This window comes from Bradyrhizobium sp. GW821-FHT13H06, assembly GCF_058803975.1.
In genome coordinates, this window is sequence record NZ_JBXAPN010000007.1 from 176,542 (window position 1) to 195,191 (window position 18,650).

The 18,650-nt window shown below is 65.3% G+C and carries 16 protein-coding genes; 6 read left to right on the top strand and 10 right to left on the bottom strand.

Annotated features, from left to right (window positions below):
- Window positions 1-4 precede the first annotated feature (4 nt).
- On the top strand, window positions 5-1,507 hold the full coding sequence (locus tag AC1RQP_RS27250) for a glycosyltransferase family 39 protein (RefSeq protein ID WP_492939514.1): 1,503 nt from the start codon (window positions 5-7) through the stop codon (window positions 1,505-1,507).
- A 6-nt stretch (window positions 1,508-1,513) separates the two neighbouring features.
- Here AC1RQP_RS27250 and AC1RQP_RS27255 read toward each other — a convergent pair whose 3' ends face one another.
- A complete protein-coding gene (locus AC1RQP_RS27255) occupies window positions 1,514-3,403 on the bottom strand; it encodes a CHASE2 domain-containing protein (protein ID WP_239624873.1) in 1,890 nt (629 codons plus the stop codon).
- Between the two features lie 60 nt (window positions 3,404-3,463).
- Window positions 3,464-3,988, bottom strand: coding sequence for a FecR domain-containing protein (locus tag AC1RQP_RS27260; protein ID WP_239624871.1), 525 nt, complete (start codon window positions 3,986-3,988; stop codon window positions 3,464-3,466).
- 621 nt (window positions 3,989-4,609) lie between these two features.
- Between AC1RQP_RS27260 and AC1RQP_RS27265 the strand changes: the two genes are divergently transcribed.
- Complete coding sequence (locus AC1RQP_RS27265) at window positions 4,610-5,698, top strand: DUF2778 domain-containing protein (protein ID WP_492939516.1); 1,089 nt, start codon at window positions 4,610-4,612, stop codon at window positions 5,696-5,698.
- A 31-nt stretch (window positions 5,699-5,729) separates the two neighbouring features.
- Here the strand turns inward: AC1RQP_RS27265 and AC1RQP_RS27270 are convergent, their stop codons facing one another.
- The 3 genes from AC1RQP_RS27270 to AC1RQP_RS27280 all read right to left on the bottom strand — a co-directional run bounded on the left by AC1RQP_RS27270 (window position 5,730) and on the right by AC1RQP_RS27280 (window position 8,434).
- Window positions 5,730-7,082: a caspase family protein gene (locus AC1RQP_RS27270; protein WP_492939518.1), complete on the bottom strand. Its 1,353-nt coding sequence runs from the start codon at window positions 7,080-7,082 to the stop codon at window positions 5,730-5,732.
- Window positions 7,083-7,190: 108 nt separating this feature from the next.
- A complete protein-coding gene (locus AC1RQP_RS27275) occupies window positions 7,191-7,829 on the bottom strand; it encodes a glutathione binding-like protein (RefSeq protein ID WP_492939520.1) in 639 nt (212 codons plus the stop codon).
- A gap of 11 nt (window positions 7,830-7,840) precedes the next feature.
- Window positions 7,841-8,434: a cysteine hydrolase family protein gene (locus AC1RQP_RS27280; RefSeq protein ID WP_492939522.1), complete on the bottom strand. Its 594-nt coding sequence runs from the start codon at window positions 8,432-8,434 to the stop codon at window positions 7,841-7,843.
- Window positions 8,435-8,563: 129 nt separating this feature from the next.
- Between AC1RQP_RS27280 and AC1RQP_RS27285 the strand changes: the two genes are divergently transcribed.
- Window positions 8,564-9,403 (top strand): LysR family transcriptional regulator, encoded by an 840-nt coding sequence (locus AC1RQP_RS27285; protein ID WP_492939524.1) that lies wholly within the window; start codon window positions 8,564-8,566, stop codon window positions 9,401-9,403.
- Window positions 9,404-9,532: 129 nt separating this feature from the next.
- Entirely contained in the window at window positions 9,533-10,279 is a 747-nt protein-coding gene (gene lepB, locus AC1RQP_RS27290; RefSeq protein WP_239624860.1) for a signal peptidase I, read from the top strand.
- A gap of 326 nt (window positions 10,280-10,605) precedes the next feature.
- Here the strand turns inward: lepB and groL are convergent, their stop codons facing one another.
- Both groL and AC1RQP_RS27300 read right to left on the bottom strand, forming a co-directional pair.
- Window positions 10,606-12,246, bottom strand: a complete 1,641-nt coding sequence (gene groL, locus AC1RQP_RS27295) for a chaperonin GroEL (protein WP_035696468.1) — start codon at window positions 12,244-12,246, stop codon at window positions 10,606-10,608.
- A gap of 45 nt (window positions 12,247-12,291) precedes the next feature.
- Window positions 12,292-12,606: a co-chaperone GroES gene (locus tag AC1RQP_RS27300; RefSeq protein ID WP_028137285.1), complete on the bottom strand. Its 315-nt coding sequence runs from the start codon at window positions 12,604-12,606 to the stop codon at window positions 12,292-12,294.
- A 376-nt stretch (window positions 12,607-12,982) separates the two neighbouring features.
- Between AC1RQP_RS27300 and AC1RQP_RS27305 the strand changes: the two genes are divergently transcribed.
- The gene (locus AC1RQP_RS27305; RefSeq protein ID WP_028177340.1) at window positions 12,983-13,270 is read left to right on the top strand and encodes an usg protein; all 288 of its coding nucleotides are present in this window, start codon (window positions 12,983-12,985) and stop codon (window positions 13,268-13,270) included.
- Window positions 13,271-13,281: 11 nt separating this feature from the next.
- Here the strand turns inward: AC1RQP_RS27305 and AC1RQP_RS27310 are convergent, their stop codons facing one another.
- A complete protein-coding gene (locus AC1RQP_RS27310) occupies window positions 13,282-15,411 on the bottom strand; it encodes an O-linked N-acetylglucosamine transferase, SPINDLY family protein (protein WP_492939527.1) in 2,130 nt (709 codons plus the stop codon).
- A 219-nt stretch (window positions 15,412-15,630) separates the two neighbouring features.
- On the opposite strand from AC1RQP_RS27310, the gene AC1RQP_RS27315 reads away from it, so the two are divergent.
- Window positions 15,631-16,158, top strand: a complete 528-nt coding sequence (locus AC1RQP_RS27315; RefSeq protein WP_492939529.1) for a cupin domain-containing protein — start codon at window positions 15,631-15,633, stop codon at window positions 16,156-16,158.
- A 134-nt stretch (window positions 16,159-16,292) separates the two neighbouring features.
- Here AC1RQP_RS27315 and AC1RQP_RS27320 read toward each other — a convergent pair whose 3' ends face one another.
- Window positions 16,293-17,543 carry a NupC/NupG family nucleoside CNT transporter gene (locus AC1RQP_RS27320; protein ID WP_492939531.1) on the bottom strand — a complete coding sequence of 417 codons (1,251 nt, stop codon included), beginning with the start codon at window positions 17,541-17,543 and terminating at the stop codon, window positions 16,293-16,295.
- 345 nt (window positions 17,544-17,888) lie between these two features.
- Entirely contained in the window at window positions 17,889-18,647 is a 759-nt protein-coding gene (locus AC1RQP_RS27325) for an SDR family oxidoreductase (protein WP_239624851.1), read from the bottom strand.
- Window positions 18,648-18,650: the final 3 nt, after the last annotated feature.

Here is an 18,650-nt window from a genome sequence, read left to right on the forward strand (position 1 = left end):
CGCGATGGGCGGGGTCGACGCGCGGATCGTCCGCAACACCGCGCTGCTGATTCTCGCGCTGATCGGATTGCGGCTCGTTGCGGCCGCATTCACGCCGATCACGTTCGACGAAGCCTATTACTGGATGTGGTCGAAGAATCTGGCGGGCGGTTATTACGACCACCCGCCGATGGTCGCCTATGTGATCCGCGCCGGCACCATGATTGCCGGCGATACCGAGCTCGGCGTCCGCCTCGTCTCGATCCTGCTGGCGCTGCCGATGAGCTATGCGGTCTATCGCTCTGCCGCGATCCTGTTCGGCGGCGCGCGCGTGGCCGCGACCAGCGCCATCCTGCTCAACGTGACGCTGCTGGCCTCCGTCGGCACGCTGATCGTCACGCCCGATGCGCCGCTGCTGGTCGCCTCCAGCTTCGTGCTGTTCTTCCTCGCCAAGGTGCTGGAGACCGGCCGGGGCGCCTGGTGGCTCGCAGTCGGTGCGGCGGTTGGCGCGGCACTGCTGTCGAAATACACCGCGATGTTCTTTGGGCCGGCGATCCTGATCTGGCTCGCGGCCGTGCCGAAGCTCAGGCGCTGGTTTCTCTCGCCCTGGCCCTATCTCGGCGGCCTCGTTGCCTTGGCGCTGTTCTCGCCGGTGATCCTGTGGAATGCGGACCATCAATGGGTCTCGTTCACAAAGCAGCTCGGCCGCGCCAGGATCGAGGACTTCCGCCCCGTCTTCATCGCCGAACTGATCCCGACCCAGATCGCGTTCGCGACGCCGCTGGTCTTCATCCTCGGCGCGATGGGCCTGCACGCGCTGACCTGGCGGCGCGCCGGCGCGCTGGCCTCGCGCGTGCTGATCGAGACGATGTTCTGGACCATCGTCGTCTATTTCATCTGGCATTCGCTGCATGCCCGCGTCGAAGCCAACTGGTTTGCGCCGGTCTATCCGCCTTTCGTCATCGCCGCGGCGGCCGCCGCCAACCTCGTGCAGTGGAAGCCACGCCAGCGGCGCCTGGTCGATTTCTGCCTGCGCTGGGCGGCGCCAACAGGCATCGTGATGTTTGCAGCCCTGATCGTGCAGGCCAATACCGGCTGGCTGTCCGGATATCGCCGCGATGCCACGGTGCGCAGCGTCGGCGTCGGCTGGCGCGAGCTTGCCGCCGAGATCGAAGCGGTGCGCGTGCGCAGTGGTGCGACCTGCGTGCTGGCGCAGGACTACGGCACCACGGGCTGGCTTGCATTCTATCTGCCGCGCGGCACCTGCGTTGCGCAGCAGACCCAGCGCATCCGCTGGGTCAACATGCCCGAGCCCGATCCCAGGCTGCTCGCCGGCAAGCTGCTCTATGTCGACGAGCTGCGCCATGAAGGCCATCCAGCCCTCAATGCCCTCTTTGCGCAGGTGACGCAGATCGCGCAATTGCAGCGCAAGCGCGGGCCGCTCGTGGTCGAGACCTACGGCATCGACCTGCTCGAGGGCGCCAAGGGCGAGGTGCTGGATCGCTCGCCGCCGCCGGAAGCGCGGTAGCGGGCCTCAGCCGATCATCTCGGCCTTGGTCGAGGCCTGACCCGGCCCATCCCGGTCGCGCCAGAACCAGACCGTCACGATGCCGGAGCGGCCGCGGACCTGGGCGAGCAGGGGGCCGGACAGGACGCCGTCGGGAGCGCCGCTGAAATCGGCAGTGTCGAGCAGCGTATCGCTCAGCGCGAGCTGCGCATCGTTCTGGGCGGCAATCTCCATCAGACGGCTTGCGACATTGACGGTATCGCCTGTCGCCGTGATGTGCTGATGGCTTTCGCCGAGCCGGGACGCGACGATCGGGCCGCAATGCGCACCGATCTTGAAACCGAGCTGACCTGCGATCGCCGGCGGCAGCGAAGCGATCCAGCGTTCGAGGCCGCGATGCAGATCGATCGCGCATTTCAGCGCGCGCGCCGCGTCGTCGGGCATCGCGTGCGGCAGCCCGAACAGGATCATGGCGCCGTCGCCGAGAAAGCCGGTGATCATGCCGTCGCAAGCGATCGCGGCCTTGTCGATCAGTGCATGAAACGCCTTCAGGAGAGTCCTGAGTTCGTCCGGATCGATCCGCTCGCTCAGTCCGGTGAAGCCGGAGAGATCGACGAAGACCACGGCTGCATCCTGCCGGACAGGCTTCGACAGGAAGTTCGGATCTCGCGCCAGCCACTCCTGCAGCGCCGGAGCCTGGAATTGCGCAAGCGACCTGCTCTTGGCGGCAAAATATTGCGTGCGGCGGCCCCCGGCCCACAGCTGCACGCCGGCAAAGACCGCAACCGGCGGCATTGCCGCGGCGAGCGTGGTTGCGGCGTTCAGCCAGACACCGTGCGTGAACGCGAACAGGTTGACCCCGGCCCAGGCGATCATCACCGCGGCCGCCGTCATGATGCCCAGCGCGCTACGCCGCCAGGCGAGCAGCCCGACCAGCAGCATCGGCAGCAGGATCGCAGTGAGCGCGTCGGCAATACGGACCCTGCGGTCGCGCACCATGGCATCGCCGGCGACGAGATGCGTGATCGCGGTCGAGACCACCTCGACGCCGGGCATCAGGGAATCGAAGGGCGTCGGATAGAAGTCTCCGCCGCCGGCGACCGAGGCGCCGATCACGACGATCCGGTTCTCGATCGCCGCGCGATCGAGCGTGCCGTCGAAGATGCTCTGTGCGCTGACGGTACGGATCGTGCGGCGCGGGCCGTAATAGGTGATCGGCAATGCCAGATCGCCGTCGGTAGGCACCGCGCGATCGCCCAGCATGAGATGGTCCGGCGCGACCGTCAGCGGCTGGTCGAGCGCGCGGGCCGCGACGCGCAAGGGGAAGGACAGCTCGACCTTGTCGCGCGTCCGGAACAGCATCGGCACCGAGAGCGGTGAGCCCGATTGTCCCGTCGCGACGTTGACGACGCCGACCTCGGCGTGTTCGGCGAATGCGGGCAACGGCTGCAGGAAGCGCTCGGCCTGCGGCAGAACGGTGAGGGGACCTTCGCTGCTCGGATCCACGGTTTCGCTGGCGGAGGGGAAGATCGCCGCGGCGGCGAGCACCATGGGACCGGTGGCGAGCGTGCTGGCGAGCGTGGCATCGCCGATCGCAGCGCTGCGGTCGACGAGCAGGAGATCAATCCCGATGACCTTCGGCTTGAACTGCACGATGGTATCGACGACACGGGCGAGATCGGCGCGCGGCAGCGGATAGCTGCCGCCGCGCTTCACCACGGTGTCGTCGATCGCGACGATGGTGACGAGGTCGGGTGGACGCCGCACGCCGCGGGCTTGCGTGCGCCAATCCGTCAGCGTGGCTTCGAGGCGGTCGAGAAAGCGCAGACGGCCGTTGGCGTGCGCGGCAAAAATGCCCGCGCCCCACAGCGCGGTGAGGACGAGTGCCACCAGGATCTGAACGCGTCGGCTGCGCATGCGCTCGTTCTGCAATCTTCTATCGTCCAAATCTCGTGGGCGAGCGTCGTTGACCCGGTCTTATTGTCCGAGTCTTGCCATGAGCGCGTCGACGCGCGGCTGGCCCCAGGTCTTGACGGTCAACGGGCCGGTTGCCTCGACATCGACGCCTTCGCCGGGTCCAAGCACGACGCCGCGTCCACGAGCCCTTCGGGTCACGCCGACCCGGCCGTCTGCGACGAACACGGAGGTCTTGGCGTCAGCGACATCGACCGCCCATTTCGTGCCGCGCACCGCGGCGATCGCTTGCGGCGTCAGCACCTTGAACGGATTGCCCCGCAGCTTCCGGGGCACCTCGACCAGCAGGGCTTTGCTGCTCAACTCCACGGAGTCTATATGTCCGTCGCGGTTGGCGTCCTTAAGTTCAAATCTGGCGCCATTTTCCGCAACGATGGTGATGCCGTTGTCGCAGCGCCAGGTCTGCGTCCCGGCAGCCGACGGCGATGCCGTACAGCCCAAATTGGCACCAGGCTGCGCAGTCGCAGATCCAATCAACAGAAACAACCCCGCCAGGGCGAAAACCCCTGAGCGCGCGATCCCTCTCATGCCAGCCTCCGTTTGCGTGCACGGCACAGTTCAGGGCAAATCGATACGGTACCGTATGACGCGCAGAGGCTGCTGAAAAGTGCCGAGGTAGGAGCTACTTTCTCGCGGCGGCGATTACCAGAACCGACGTGATCAACTTTCGGTCACGGCGCCGTGCCGCGTGAGGGCGCAGGGCCGATGGACGCCGGGCCCACCAGCCTCGCGCAACGCTTCCGCGCTACGGTCAGGGCCGGTTGGCGACCACGAAAATGACGTTGTTGGGTGTCTCGTGGGTGCGGCCGCAAGCGTCGAAGACCTGACGTAAACCGGTCGAGAAACATGGTTAACAGATGCGACTAAGTCCGTAATTCTGCGGGCTTTTTTCTCAAAACGGGACAGCGTTGACGCGTTGCCCCATATCCGCCCGAACTTAATCTGCATTTAACTAAAAGTCGCCTTAATGACGCTCCGACCCTCTGCGAGATGCTGTTCCCGGATCGTGACCAGCGGCACTTTGAAGGGGGACCGAGTGACACCGTCCTGGACGCAAGGCGAATGAGTACGAGTATCGCTGCGCAAAGTATCGCGGCACGGAAGTCCAAAAATCCTGGCAAGAATTCTCTTCGGAAGCCTTCCCGGAAAATGACCACGGCCAATTGGCTGGGCACCGCGGCGGTCGGCTGCGTCCTGATGGGCGCCGGCTGGATCATCTACAGCAACATTCTCGGCGCGAGCGTCTACCCCACCGTCGGCAGCATCGGCTACGACGATCCGGTGGTCAGGCGCGCGCCCAAGGTCGTGCTGCGCGAGGCCGGCGAGGCCATCAGGGAAACCTTCGCGCTGCTGCCCGACCGGCTCCAGGTCGCAGCCCCGATCTCGCGCGAGATGTTCAACGAGCGCTTTGCCGCGGCCGCGACGCAGGGCGTGCCGTCGAATGCGGCGAGCGCAGTGCCCCCGACCCAGGTTGCGCTGGCCAAGGAGACGTCGAAGGACGCCCCGAAGCAGAGCGTGGTCGCGAGGGTCGCCGACGCGCTGAAGCCGGCGGCCAAGACGGCTGACAAGACCGCTGACAAGACCAGGCGGGCGCCGGATGCCCAGATGCAGCTGGCCTCGGCCGATCCGGCCCAGATCGTGCCGGCGCCCGAGGCGCAGCCGAAGTCGTTCGCCGATCGCGCCAAGGCCGCGGTGATGTCGATCACCGGACCGCGCCAGTCGATGGTGGAAAAGCTCTGGGGCAAGCGCGAGCCGTCCGGCGGGCTGCTCGCCTACGCCTCGGCGGATGCCAGCGTGACCGCGTCCATCGCGCCGAAGGAGCAGAATCCGATGTTCGGCGGCGCGCCGCCCTATGAGCGCGACACCGCGGTGTACGACATCACCGCCAAGGCGGTGTATCTGCCCGACGGCACCAAGCTCGAGGCGCATTCGGGCCTCGGCTCCAATCTCGACGATCCGCGCTCCTCGAAGATCCGCATGCGCGGCGTGACGCCGCCGCACATCTACACGCTGAAGCCGCGCGAGGCGCTGTTCCACGGCGTGCCGGCGCTGCGCCTGACCCCGATCGGCGGCGAGAGCGCGATCCACGGCCGCGACGGCCTGCTCGCGCACACTTTCATGCTCGGGCCGAACGGCGACTCCAACGGCTGCGTGTCGTTCAAGGACTATTACGCGTTCCTCGACGCCTACCGCAACAAGGGCATCCGCAAGCTCGCGGTGCTGGCGCGGGTGGAGTGAGGCGCAGCGCGCCTCACCGCTTTCTGCACGATCAGCGCTTGACGAAGACAAGATTGCAGGGGCGCGCCTCGTTGCGCTTGCCGCTGCCGCGGGTGCGATCGAACTGCGCATCGACCGTGAAGGCGTAGGGCGAGCCCGGCGCGAGGTTGTTGAGCGTGTACGCGCTTGCTCCGGTCGTTCCGCGCGCGCTCAGCGTCGTCTTGCCGTCGGCCGGGATCTGGCCGTCCATCTCCAGGCGGTTGACGTCCTTGCCCTGAGCCTCGGCGTGAAACACACCGTTGGTGACGGTGGCGACCAGGGGCCTGGTGAAACCCTGCGCTTTGCCGGTGGGCGGGCAGTTCAGGGTCACGTCCCAGTGGCCGTCGAAATCATTGCTGCTGGTGGTTCTGGCATTGCCGCTCGGTGCTACCGCCACCTTCTGCTTCAGGCTGTCGATCCGCGCCTTGGCGAGGCCGGCGAAGCTGCAACTCGAAAATCGCGCCAGATGATCCTCGAAGACGCTGACGGTGCCGATGCCGTCCGCTGCCTTCCAATGGGCCTCCGCGGCCGCGCAAGGGTCGGGCCGCGGCGCGGCTTGCGCCGCCGCGGGGGCGACTGTGACCGCGACCGGACCGTTCAGATAGAACTTGCCGATGATCGACAGTGACAGCTCCGGCAGCTGGGTCTTGCCGCTGGCATCATAGACGTCGCTGCTGATGTCGCGAAAGACGTCGCCGATCTCCTGCGGCTCCTCGATGTGCTTCAGGAACGCCGTCGTGTAGGGGCTGTTGCGGCCAATGCCGTCGGCGGCGACCTGGCCTGATTGCGTCGAGAACGACACGATGGTGCCGCGCGGCGCCTCGACCTTCGACAGACCGCGTCCGATCGAGGCGGCCCGCGTCGTGCCGGCGGAGCGTTTGAGCGTTTCTGCCAGTGGATTGTCGCGGCAGGAATCGAGCACCAGGATGCGCAGGTTCTTGGCCTGCTGCAGGTCGTTCACGATGTCGTCGACCCGGACGAAACGCTTGAGGTCCGCTTCATCGGTCAGCGAGGCGTCGACGGGCATCAGATAGTTCACGCCGTTGTACTGCATCGCATGGCCGCTGTAGTAGAACAGGGCGACGTCGGCTCTGCTCGCCGCGCGCGCGAAGCGGATGGTCAGGTCCTGCATGTCGGCCTGGCGCAAATCGACGCCTTGGATCACCTCGAAACCGCTGCGCCTCAGCGAAGCCGCCACGTCCTCGGCATCGTGCGACGGGTTGGGGAGCCGCGCCGTCGAGGCATAGGCGCCGTTGCCGATGACGAGCGCGACCCGCGTCTCGGCTGATGCAGGACCAAGGCCGAGCCAGCAGGCGAGGAGGGCAAGGGAGAATCCGGGCAGGTGAAGACCTGAAAGAGCGCGCATGAAAACTGTCCGGGAAATATTGAAAAATATCTCCCAGATTAGTGCATGCCGCGCCGGCATCAATGCCCTCGCGACGGGGCGATCGGATGCGCCGGCCGCGACATCCTGTCACGCAGCGCTGGCCGCGACGGTCTTGCGCAGCGCCATCTCGGTCGCGATCGCCTCCCGCACGGCGGGGCGCGCCTGCATGCGCGCGAGATAGGCCGACAAGGACGGCCATTGCGCGATGTCGACTCCCGCGGGACGCAGCAGCAGCAGGGCCCAGGTGAGGTGCGCATCGGCCACCGTGAAGCCGTTGCCGACGAGGAATTCGCGCTGCGCCAGATGAGCAGATGGCACCGACAAGGTCTGCATGATCCTTGCGCGCGGCTTGGCGAGCGAGCCGTCGTCCTTGTACCAGAAGGTCGGAAACAGGAACGCCTTGTGGATCTCGGCGCCGATGAAGCTCAGCCATTCCTGGAGGCGATAGCGATCGGGATCGCCGTTGTCAGGCGCAAGGCCTGCCTGCGGCTTCAGGTCCGCGATGTATTGCAGCACGGCCGCGCTCTCGGTCAGCCGCTCGCCGTTCTCCAACACCAGGACCGGCACCGCACCTTTCGGCGACAGGTCGCGGAAATCGCTGCCGTCGTCCACGACCTGCTTGGTCCAGATGTGGGCGAGGTGATACTGGGCCTCGATACCGGCCTCCATCAGCGCGATGCGGCTCGAGAGCGAGCAGGCCATCGGGAAGAAATAGAGCTGCAGCATCGCATGCTCCATCAAGTCAGTGCTTCGGCTTGCGCGATGATCGCGAAGCGGTCCGACAATTCGGCCAGCGCGACCTGATGGATCGTCCGGGCGTCCAGCGTGCCGCCGCGGCCGTCGGGCAGGTCGCGGGTGGCGCAGGCGTCGGCCGCGATCGTCGTGCGCAGGCCGAGATCGAGCGCGGCGCGGGCGGTCGAGGAGACGCACATGTGGGTCATGAAGCCGGCCAGCACGATGTTCTTGAGTCCGGTTGCGGCAAGGCGCGCTTGCAGATCGGTGCCGGCGAACGAGTTCGGCAGCGCTTTCTCGATCACGGGCTCGCTCGCGAGCGGTGTCAGGCGCTCGACGATCGCGCCGCGCGCGGCCTCGCGGTCGAACAGGCCGCCGGCGCGGCCCTTGTGCGCGACATGGAAGATCGCGGCTCCGCTCTCCCGTGCCCGCGCGAGCAGGCGCGCAGCCGCGGCGATCGCCGGCTGTGCATCGGGCAGGGCCAGCGGACCGGCGCAATATTCGTTCTGGAGGTCGATCAGCACGAGGCAGGCCTCTTTGAGCTTCGGCGGATCGAGATCGGCGCCGGCAAGTTCGAGCAGGGTCTTTGGAGCGGTCATGGCGGTCAGCCTTTCTCAGGATGTCGGATGACGTAACCTTAGCGCAGCCGTGACCTGCCATTGTGCAGGAATATTGCGGCATATGGCTGCAAATTTGCAGGATACGCCATCGCCTGCTAGGCTCGCGGAATGAACTGGGACGATCTGCGCATCATTGCCGCGGTGAGGGACGAGGGCACTTATGCCGGCGCCAGTGCGCGGCTGCGCATCGACGAGACCTCCGTCGGCCGCCGGCTCGCGCGCATCCAGCGCGATCTCGGCGTGCCGCTGTTCGATGCGGTGGACGGCCAGCGCCGGCCGACGCGCCACTGCGAGGCGGTGCTCGAACATGTCGGCGCGATGGCGGCGCATGCGGCGGCGATCGACCGCATCAAGGACACTCAATCCGGCCCGGTCGGCCGGCTGCGCATCGCCTCGACCAATGCGGTCGCCGAAGAGCTGCTGGCGCCGCATGCGGCCAGCTTCCTGCGCGATCACCCGGGGCTGACGCTGCAATTCCTCACCTCCAGCGGCAACGTCAAGTTCTCGCGCTGGCAGGCCGATCTCGCCATCCGCCTGCGCAAGCCGGAGAAGGGCGACTTCACCATCTCCAAGCTCGGCGACGTCAGGCTGTATTTCTTCGAGCCCGCGGACCGCTCGGGCGGCGAGCCCATCGCCTGCGTCTATCCGGACGAGCTCGACACCATTCCGGAGGCGCAGTTCCTGCGCGCGAAGCGGCTGACGAACGTGCGCTGCGTCACCGACAATGTCCGGATCATCCGGACCATGATCCAGTCGCATCAGGCCATCGGCGTGCTGCCGGAGCACAGCTGCACCGCGTTGCTCGCCGACCGCAGCCTGCGTGCCACGCTGCTGTCGAAACGGCGCGACGTCTGGCTCCTGGTGCAGAACCACCTCAAGCGCGACGCAGCGACCCGCGTGACGATCGACTGGGTCAGGCACTGCTTCAAGGACGTCCCGCAGCTCTGAGGCCGGACGACGTTCAAGGCCTTCGCATTGAACGCAGTCCGCGCGACGTGCGACAAAGATCGCGGAGCCGGGATTGCGCGCGCGCCAAGGTTGCGCAATCTCGTGACGAGACTTGACCGGGGCAAGCGCATGACCACTCTTTCGCAGACGATCCGGCCCTCGACAGCCCAGTCGCGGGAATGGAAGGCGATTCTCATCCTGATCCTCATGGTCCCGGTGCTGTGGTCGCCGCTGCTCCTGTTTCGCTTCGTCCTGTACCAGCCGTTCAGCATCCCCTCGGGTTCGATGACGCCGGCGCTGGTGGTCGGCGACTACGTCTTCGCCGCCAAATACGCCTACGGCTACGGCCGCTATTCCTTCCCGTTCGCGCCGTCCTGGATCTCGGGTCGCGTCCTTGCCGCCGATCCGGAATACGGCGACATCGTCGTGTTCCGGACGGCGAAGGACAATTCGGTCGACTACGTCAAACGCGTGGTCGGGCTGCCCGGCGACCGCATCCAGATGCGGCAGGGCCGGCTCGTCCTCAACGACCGTCCGGTGACGCGCGTCGCCCTGGAGACGAAGCTCGCCGGCTCCACCTGCGGCGTCGACGAGGGCGCCACCGTCAAGCGCTGGCGCGAGACGCTGCCGAACGGCGCGTCCTATGTCACCCACGACTGCGCCGACGACGGTTTCCTCGACAACACCGCCGTCTTCACGGTGCCGCCGGGCCACTTCTTCGTGCTCGGCGACAACCGCGACAATTCCACCGACAGCCGCATGTCGACGTTCGGCTTCGTGCCTATGGACAACCTGATCGGCAAGGTGACGCGGATCATCTGGTCGCTCGACGAGGACGGCGAGCCGCACTTCGAGCGGCTGGGAAAGGTGGAGTGAGGCTGCTCCGTCATTCCGGGGCGGCGCGCAGCGCCGAGCCCGGAATCCATAACCACAGGCGGATGGAATGGCCCGCTATCCCTGTCGCCCGTAAGAAAGAGTGCAGGAAGTGGCGGAGGGATCGGAAGACTCGGTAATCGAGGATCGGGATTCGAACCGGCTGATTTCCATCCGGGGATAACCAATCAAGGTTCGTGGTTATGGATTCCGGGCTCGCGCCCAAGAGGGCGCGCCCCGGAATGACGAAGGGAGAGGGTTTGCCCCAAACAGAAACCCCGGCATCGCTGCCGGGGTTTCGTAGTCTTGGCTTTGCCTGAACGGCTGGATCAGAAGTCCATGCCGCCCATGCCGCCGCCCGGGGGCATTGCGGGGCCGGCGCCGCCCTTCTTGGGCAGCTCGGCGACCATGGCTTCCGTGGTGATCAGGAGCGCGGCAACCGAGGCTGCGTTCTGGATCGCGGTGCGAACCACCTTGGTCGGGTCGATGATGCCCTTCTTGACGAGGTCGGCATATTCGCCGGTCTGGGAGTCGAAGCCGTAATTGTAGGCCTTGTTCTCCAGGATCTTGCCGACGATCACCGAGCCGTCTTCACCGGCGTTGATCGCGATCTGGCGGGCGGGAGCCGACAGCGCCTTGCGCACGATCTCGACGCCGGTCTTCTGGTCGTCGTTCTTGGTGCGCAGGCCCTTGAGCTGCTCGGAGGCACGGAGCAGGGCGACGCCGCCGCCCGGGACGATGCCTTCCTCGACAGCCGCGCGGGTCGCATGCATCGCGTCATCAACGCGATCCTTGCGCTCCTTCACCTCGACCTCGGTCGCGCCGCCGACGCGGATCACCGCGACGCCGCCCGCGAGCTTGGCCAGACGCTCCTGGAGCTTCTCACGGTCGTAGTCCGAGGTGGTCTCCTCGATCTGCGCCTTGATCTGGGCCACGCGCGCCTCGATGTCGGCCTTCTTGCCGGCGCCGTTGACGATCGTGGTGTTCTCCTTGTCGATCATCACCTTCTTGGCGCGACCGAGCATGTTGAGCGTGACGTTCTCGAGCTTGATGCCGAGATCTTCCGAGATCGCCTGGCCGCCGGTCAGGATCGCGATGTCCTGCAGCATGGCCTTGCGGCGATCGCCGAAGCCCGGAGCCTTGACGGCAGCGACCTTCAGGCCGCCACGCAGGCGGTTCACGACGAGGGTCGCGAGGGCTTCGCCTTCGACGTCCTCGGCGACGATGACCAGCGGCTTGCCGGTCTGCACCACGGCCTCGAGCAGCGGCAGCAGCTCGTTCAGCGAGGAGAGCTTCTTCTCGTTGATGAGGATGTAGGCGTCGTCCATCTCAACGCGCATCTTGTCGGCGTTGGTGACGAAGTAGGGCGAGATGTAGCCGCGGTCGAACTGCATGCCTTCGACGACGTCAAGCTCGGTCTCGAGCGACTTGGCTTCCTCGACGGTGATGACACCCTCGTTGCCAACCTTCTTCATGGCGTCGGAGAGGAACTTGCCGATCTCCTGGTCGCCGTTGGCCGAGATGGTGCCGACCTGGGCGATCTCGTCGTTCGAGGTGACCTTCTTGGAGTTCTTCTGGAGGTCCGCAACGACCGCCTCGACCGCGAGGTCGATGCCGCGCTTGAGGTCCATCGGGTTCATGCCGGCGGCGACCGACTTGGCGCCTTCGCGCACGATCGCCTGGGCCAGCACGGTGGCAGTGGTGGTGCCGTCGCCGGCCGCGTCAGCGGACTTGGAGGCGACTTCGCGCACCATCTGCGCGCCCATGTTCTCGAACTTGTCCTCGAGCTCGATCTCCTTGGCGACGGTGACGCCGTCCTTGGTGATGCGGGGAGCGCCGAACGACTTGTCGAGCACGACGTTGCGGCCCTTCGGGCCGAGCGTGACCTTCACCGCGTTGGCGAGAATGTCGACGCCGCGCAGCATCTTGTCGCGCGCATCAACCGAGAATTTGACTTCTTTGGCTGCCATCTGGATTTTTCCTTGGAATGATTTGACTGGAGGGAGAGGGGGCTCTTAGGCCGCCTTCTTCTTGGACTCGCTGACTTCGAGAACGCCCATCACGTCGCTCTCCTTCATGATCAGCAGGTCCTGGCCGTCGATCTTGACCTCGGTGCCGGACCACTTGCCGAACAGCACGCGGTCGCCGACCTTCAGGTCGATCGGGATCAGCTTGCCGGACTCGTCACGGCCACCCGGGCCAACGGCGACGATTTCGCCCTGGGAGGGCTTTTCCTTGGCAGTGTCGGGAATGATGATGCCGCCAGCGGTCTTCTCTTCTGCGTCGATGCGCTTGACCACGACGCGGTCGTGAAGCGGACGGAATTTCATGCAGTCCTCCTAAGCAATTGCACGTGTTGAGGATTTTGAGATTGTTAGCAGTCGTTGCCCGCGAGTGCTAGCACAGGCGAGGCTGACATAAGCCAGGAATTTTGCGGGGGCAAGGCCTTCTAGCAGAAAAATTAGCACCCGAAAGCACGGACTGCCAGAATCTCTTTGCCATCGTTAACCGGCGTCGGGCCCGTATTAGCACGGAGCTGTATCTGCTGCTAAAGCATTGAATTTCAACAGCTTGTTAAACTTTTAGGCTTGAGATGGGTTGTCAGTTTGCGTCACATTTCTCTCATGTGAGCGCATCGTTTCCGGGTGGCTCCCGGGGCACCGAGCAAGCCACCCCCCGAATGCGCTCCTGCAAAGGAGGTTTGGCATGGGACTGCGGAGTGGGGGCGTTTCCGAGGATTTCCGGAAACAGATGCTGGGCTACGGACTGACGACGGCGCAAATTCTCTATCGGATGCCGGATCATCCGTCGCTGCTCCAGACCTACGTCTGGCAGAACTACGACATGTTTCCGAAATTTCCGGCGCTGAAGGATTTCCTGGCGTTCTGGCAGGAAAAGCTCGACGGCCCCCTGCATTCGGTCACGGTGGCGCATTCCAAGCTGATCAAGCCGGCCGAGCTGCGCGCCGTGGACGGCGTGTTCCGGCTGCATTGAGTGAGCAGAGATTAGCCGCCGCCGCTGCAGTAGCGTGTCCACATCGCGCGATAGGCGTCGTCTACGGCTTGCGCATATGAGATGGGGTTGCCGGCGGCCGCAGCGTTGATCTGTGCGGGCAGTTCGCGGCGCAATCGATCGAGATCGCCGATCCGCGCCGCGCGGCCGACTGCGATCTCGACATATGCCTCATCGCTGTCTGCGACCCAGTCCGGCAAGCCAAGCGCGGAGAGAATGGCGCCGGCGGCGCGGCTGGGCAGGCTGTTCCCGAGCTTCGCCACCACGGGCACCCCCATCTGCAGGGCTTCCAATGTGCTGACGCCGCCGTTCTGCGGGAACGGGTCGAGCGCAATATCGACGCGATTGAACGATGCCAGATGTTCGCTCCGCAAGGTGGCTCCGAGCAGATCGATGCGTTCGGCCGGCAATCGACAAGCCGCAAATCGCGCCAGCAGCTTGTCGCGAACCAGATGATCGTCCAGCGCAACATCCTTGATCAGCAGTCGCGAGCCAGGGACCCGCGCGAGAATCCTGGACCAGACTTCCGCGGCCTCGTCCGAAATCTTGCTGATGCGGTTGAAGACGCCGAACGTGACGAAACCGTTCGAGACAGCCGGCGCCTGCGCCCGCGCAATCCCGGCCGGCAGCGGCGCCAGCGTCACGAAGCATGGCAGGTCGAGAACGGTCTCCGCAAACAAATGCCGAACCGCGACGGGAATCGCGATCGGGTCCGAGAACAGATAATCGATCGTCGGCAGCCCGGTGCCGGTGCCGTGGCCCCAGCCGTGCACCTGGATCGGTGCCGGCTTGCGCGCAAACACGCCGAGGCGGTTTCCTCTGGTGTGGCCGGACAGATCGATCAGGATATCGATGCGATCGGCGCGAATCTGAGCGGCGAGGCGATCGTCGGTCCATTGCGCGGCGTCACGCCAGCGATCGGCGATCCCCTGAAATTCGCTCGTCGTCGCATCCGCTTTCGACGAGCAGGAATAGCACACGATCTCGAACTGCGCGCGGTCATGGTGTTGTAGCACGGGCTTGAAGATGAACGCGGCCGAATGCGCGTTGAAATCCGACGAGACATAGCCAAGCACCAGACGCCGATCCGGATCGCGGCTGTTGTCATGGGGCGCCGCCACCTCTGCAGCGATCTTCGCGCCGATCCGCTCCCACCACACTTGCCGCGCTTGCTGATGCTGTTCGACGCTGGCGTCCGGCACGAAATCGAGGGTGAATATCTTGCTGGAGATCGCGCTCTGGAGGTCAGGTTGGATGTCAAGGGCTCTGTCGAAACTGACGAGCGCTTCGTCGACCCGGCCAAGTCCGGCAAGACAAAGGCCCAGCACCAGATGAGCCTGAGCGGAATCGGGAGCGATCGCGAGAGCCCTCTCGCAATCGGACAATGCCGGGGCAATTCGCTGGGTCTGGAGCAGGACATTGGCGCGCCAGAGCCACCCGTTCACGTCGTCGGGTGCCAGGGCAATTGCCCGATTGCAATCCGCCATGGCCTCGTCAAATCGCTGAAGCTCCCGCAATGCGACGGCGCGGTTCGCCAGTGCTGCGGCATAGTCGGGCTTGATCGAGAGCGCGCGATTCAGGCTTGTGAGAGCCTCGTCATAGTTGCGCAGACGGCAGAGCGCAGAGCCCCGGCCGTTGTGGGCTTCGGCGAGGTTTCCGTCCATTGCGAGCGCCCGATCGTAGCTCTCGAGCGCTTCGAGGTGCAGATCAAGCGCCGCGCTTGCATTGCCGAGATTGGACAGGGCCAGGGCGTAGTTGGGCTTTAGGGCGAGTGCCTTTCGATAGCTTGCTCGGGCCTCATCGTGGCGTTTCAGCCCGTTGAGCGCGACGCCCAGGCCCATGTGAGCTTCGGCAGATCGTGGATCCACGGCAACCGCCCGGCTCAGTAGAATTTCAGCCTGCTGATAGTTCCTGGCATCGGACTCCAGAATGCCGAGCATATGCAGCGCGATGAATTGATCGGGCGCGATCTGCAGCAGTTGTCGATAGGCGGCCCGAGCCTCGGACAGAAGTCCCTTCTTGTGCAACTCGAGTGCGCGCCCGAGCAATGGCAGCACTTCGGCCTTCTGCCGTTTCTGAAGCCGGGCATTTTGAAATGCACGCTGACCGACGCTGCTGCCCATGAATCAATTCCCCCAGATACCCGGGCGAGATTAATTCAGCGAGAGAGTGAATACGAGACGATGGCCGCTCGCCACGACAGCCTGGGACAAGCTACGGCCGGTTGAGTTCGTCGAACTCATTGCCCCAGGCCCAGCAATTGCTGCCTCGCCCAAGACTGGGTAATCTGCCTTCGGGTTGGCCCCGTCGGGCGGGCGCGGCTCGGATCAGGGAGGCAGACAATGGCCAAGCAAAAGGCATCGAGACCCGCAACGAAGACTGCGGTGAAGAAGCGGAGCGGCGTCAAGGCAGCGGCGCGATCCCCGGCGCGCAAGGCGGTGAAGGCGAAGGCGCGCACCGTCGCTCCAAAGAAGCCCGTGCGGCCGAAGCAGCGTATCGCCGTCAGCCATCACCGCGAGGAAGACTTCAAGGCCGACGGCCTGCGCGCCTATGCCAAGTACCGCGATCTCGGCATCGCCGACGCGACCCATGGCCTCGCGCAGGCACATGTGATCCGCTTGCAGGGCCCCTGCAATCCGGCCGAGGTGTCCAAGCTCCACTATCACGACGTCGAATTCCAGATGGTCTACGTGCTCAAGGGCTGGGTGAAGACCTACATGGACGGGCAGGGCGAGACCCTGATGAAGCAAGGCAGCGCCTGGACCCAGCCACCGAAGATCAGGCACATGATCCTGGATTATTCCGATGATGTGGAATTGCTGGAGGTGATCCTGCCGGCGGAGTTCAAGACGGTCGAGTTGAAGGCGTAGGGAGCTGTCTGAAACGCGCACACATCTCTGTCCACTCGTCATTGCGAGCGAAGCGAAGCAATCCAGAAATGCATCTGCGGGAACGGTCTGGATTGCTTCGTCGCAAGGGCTCCTCGCAATGACGGCGGAGAGACCTACGCCACCACTCCCACCACGGCGCCCATCAGACACGTCGTCAGCGTCCCCGACACGATCGACTTCAGCCCCAGCGCGTTGATCTCCTCGCGCCGTTCCGGTGCCATCACGCCCAGGCCGCCGATCATGATGCCGAGGCTGGCGAAATTGGCGAAGCCGCACATCGCATAGAGCATGATCAGGCGCGAGCGCGGATCGAGCGCGTCGGGCGGCAGCTTCGAAAAGTCGACATAGGCGATCAATTCGTTGAGCACGGTCTTGGTGCCCATCAGGCTGCCGGCGGTGATCGCCTGATCCCACGGCAATCCCATCAGCCAGCACACCGGCGCCATGACGAGGCCGAGCAGACGCTGCAGCGAGATCGCGGCGCCGCCAATGTTCGGCAGGAGGCCGAGCATGGCGTTGACGAGGTAGACCAGCGCCACCAGCACCAGCAGCATGGCGACGATGTTGAGCAACAATTCGAGGCCGGCAGTGGTGCCCTTCACGATCGCATCCATCGTGCCGGATACATTCATTTCCGGATCCTCCAGCGCGCCGCCGGTGCGCTTGTCGGAGGTCTCGGGCACCATGATCAGGCTGACGAGGATCGCGGCCGGCGCGCCCAGCACCGAGGCGATGACGAAATGCGCGGCGGCGTCGGGAATGAGGGGAGCAAGCAGCGTCGCATAGAGCACCAGCACCGTGCCGGCGATGCCCGCCATGCCGCCGGTCATCACCAGGAACAGCTCGCTGCGGGTCATCTGTGCCAGATAGGGCCGCACGAACAGCGGTGCCTCGACCATGCCGAGGAAGACATTGGCGGCGGTCGACAGCCCGACCGCGCCGCCGACGCCGAGCGTGCGCTCGAGCAGCCAGGCCAGGCCGCGCACGATCGGTGGCAGCACGTGCCAATAGAACAGCAGCGTCGTCAGCACGCTCATCACCAGCACGATCGGCAGCGCCTGGAACGCCAGGATGAAATCGGCGCCGGGCACCTTCAGATCGAATGGCAGGGCGCCGCCGCCGATATAGCCGAACACGAAGGCGGAGCCGGCGCGGGAGGCCGCCGAGATCGCGCCGACCGCGTCGTTGATGGTGCCGAACGCATGCGCGACGACCGGCAGCTTCAGCAGCACGACCGCGGTGACGAAGGTCGCGGCGAGGCCGATCGCCGCCTGTCGCAGCGACACGGCGCGCCTGTTCTCTGCCAATGCAAAGGCCATCAACAGCAATGCGAAAATGCCGAATGCCGATTGCAAGCGCAGCATGATGTCCCCAAACCCTCAATGATTATGGCCGCGCCTGCGCTGCAAAGGCAATGCCGGGCGGTCCGGAACGCGTCCCGTTTCCGAGCCCGCGGCAGGTGGAGAGCTTGGAGTAGGCGGAGGTCTCGTGTCCCGGACAAGCCGCAACGCGTCAGCGTCGCAGCGCTGAGCCGGGACCCGGAAGGCCAGGAACGAGATTCGCGGAGGCATGGGCCCCGGCTCATGCCTCGCAGCGTCCTGGCACGAGACCGATGCCCCGGATTGCTGCCCGCAAGGAAGGGCGCGGACAGAGCACAGCGGAATCAATGAGATCCCTACTGTGCATGGGGTTGTTTTCGCGGTTTTAGGTCAGCCCCGCCCGACGAACGGCATCTTGGTCGCCATCACCGTCATCGTCAGCACGTTGGCGTCGAGCGGCAGGCTGGCCATGTAGGCGACGGCGTCGCCGACCGCCTTGGCGTCCATGCGCGGCTCGTGCTTGGTGGTGCCGTCAGGCTGCAGCACGCCGGGGCCGTTGACCATGCGGTCCGTCATCGGCGTCGCCGCATTGCCGATATCGACCTGGCCGACCGCGATGTCGTACATGCGGCCGTCGAGATTGCTGGCCTTGGTCAGGCCCGTGATGGCGTGCTTGGTCGAGGTATAGGCGGCCGAGAACGGCCGCGGCGCATGCGCCGAGATCGAGCCGTTGTTGATGATGCGGCCGCCGCGCGGGGTCTGGTCCTTCATGATGCGGAAGGCGTGCTGGGTGCACAGGAACGGGCCGGTGAGGTTGGTGTTCACCACCGCCTGCCACTGCTCGAGGCTGAGGTCCTCGAAGTTCACGGCCGGCGCGCCCATACCGGCATTGTTGAACAGCACGTCGAGGCGGCCATAGGTTGCCTTGACCTTGTCGAAAAGCGCGGCGATCTGCTCCGGCTTGGTCATGTCGGCGGTGACGCAGAGGCTCTTTCCGGCGGGGCCGAGCTTCGCCGTCTCCTCGAGCATGTCGAGCCGGCGCCCTGCGAGCACCACGGTGAAGCCGGTGTTCATCAGCGCCAGCGACGCTGCGCGCCCGACACCGGTGCCGGCGCCGGTCACCAATGCGATCTTTTTCGCCTCACTCATCGT

Bases quoted from the DNA above. Each gene is read 5' to 3' on its own strand.
- AC1RQP_RS27275 (WP_492939520.1), bottom strand. From the start codon at position 7,829: ATGCTGCAGCTCTATTTCTTCCCGATGGCCTGCTCGCTCTCGAGCCGC.
- AC1RQP_RS27250 (WP_492939514.1), top strand. From the start codon at position 5: ATGGGCGGGGTCGACGCGCGGATCGTCCGCAACACCGCGCTGCTGATT.
- AC1RQP_RS27315 (WP_492939529.1), top strand. From the start codon at position 15,631: ATGGCCAAGCAAAAGGCATCGAGACCCGCAACGAAGACTGCGGTGAAG.
- AC1RQP_RS27280 (WP_492939522.1), bottom strand. From the start codon at position 8,434: ATGACCGCTCCAAAGACCCTGCTCGAACTTGCCGGCGCCGATCTCGAT.
- AC1RQP_RS27265 (WP_492939516.1), top strand. From the start codon at position 4,610: ATGACCACGGCCAATTGGCTGGGCACCGCGGCGGTCGGCTGCGTCCTG.
- lepB (WP_239624860.1), top strand. From the start codon at position 9,533: ATGACCACTCTTTCGCAGACGATCCGGCCCTCGACAGCCCAGTCGCGG.
- AC1RQP_RS27310 (WP_492939527.1), bottom strand. From the start codon at position 15,411: ATGGGCAGCAGCGTCGGTCAGCGTGCATTTCAAAATGCCCGGCTTCAG.
- AC1RQP_RS27305 (WP_028177340.1), top strand. From the start codon at position 12,983: ATGGGACTGCGGAGTGGGGGCGTTTCCGAGGATTTCCGGAAACAGATG.
- AC1RQP_RS27270 (WP_492939518.1), bottom strand. From the start codon at position 7,082: ATGCGCGCTCTTTCAGGTCTTCACCTGCCCGGATTCTCCCTTGCCCTC.
- AC1RQP_RS27300 (WP_028137285.1), bottom strand. From the start codon at position 12,606: ATGAAATTCCGTCCGCTTCACGACCGCGTCGTGGTCAAGCGCATCGAC.
- AC1RQP_RS27325 (WP_239624851.1), bottom strand. From the start codon at position 18,647: ATGAGTGAGGCGAAAAAGATCGCATTGGTGACCGGCGCCGGCACCGGT.
- AC1RQP_RS27260 (WP_239624871.1), bottom strand. From the start codon at position 3,988: ATGAGAGGGATCGCGCGCTCAGGGGTTTTCGCCCTGGCGGGGTTGTTT.
- groL (WP_035696468.1), bottom strand. From the start codon at position 12,246: ATGGCAGCCAAAGAAGTCAAATTCTCGGTTGATGCGCGCGACAAGATG.
- AC1RQP_RS27320 (WP_492939531.1), bottom strand. From the start codon at position 17,543: ATGCTGCGCTTGCAATCGGCATTCGGCATTTTCGCATTGCTGTTGATG.
- AC1RQP_RS27255 (WP_239624873.1), bottom strand. From the start codon at position 3,403: ATGCGCAGCCGACGCGTTCAGATCCTGGTGGCACTCGTCCTCACCGCG.
- AC1RQP_RS27285 (WP_492939524.1), top strand. From the start codon at position 8,564: ATGAACTGGGACGATCTGCGCATCATTGCCGCGGTGAGGGACGAGGGC.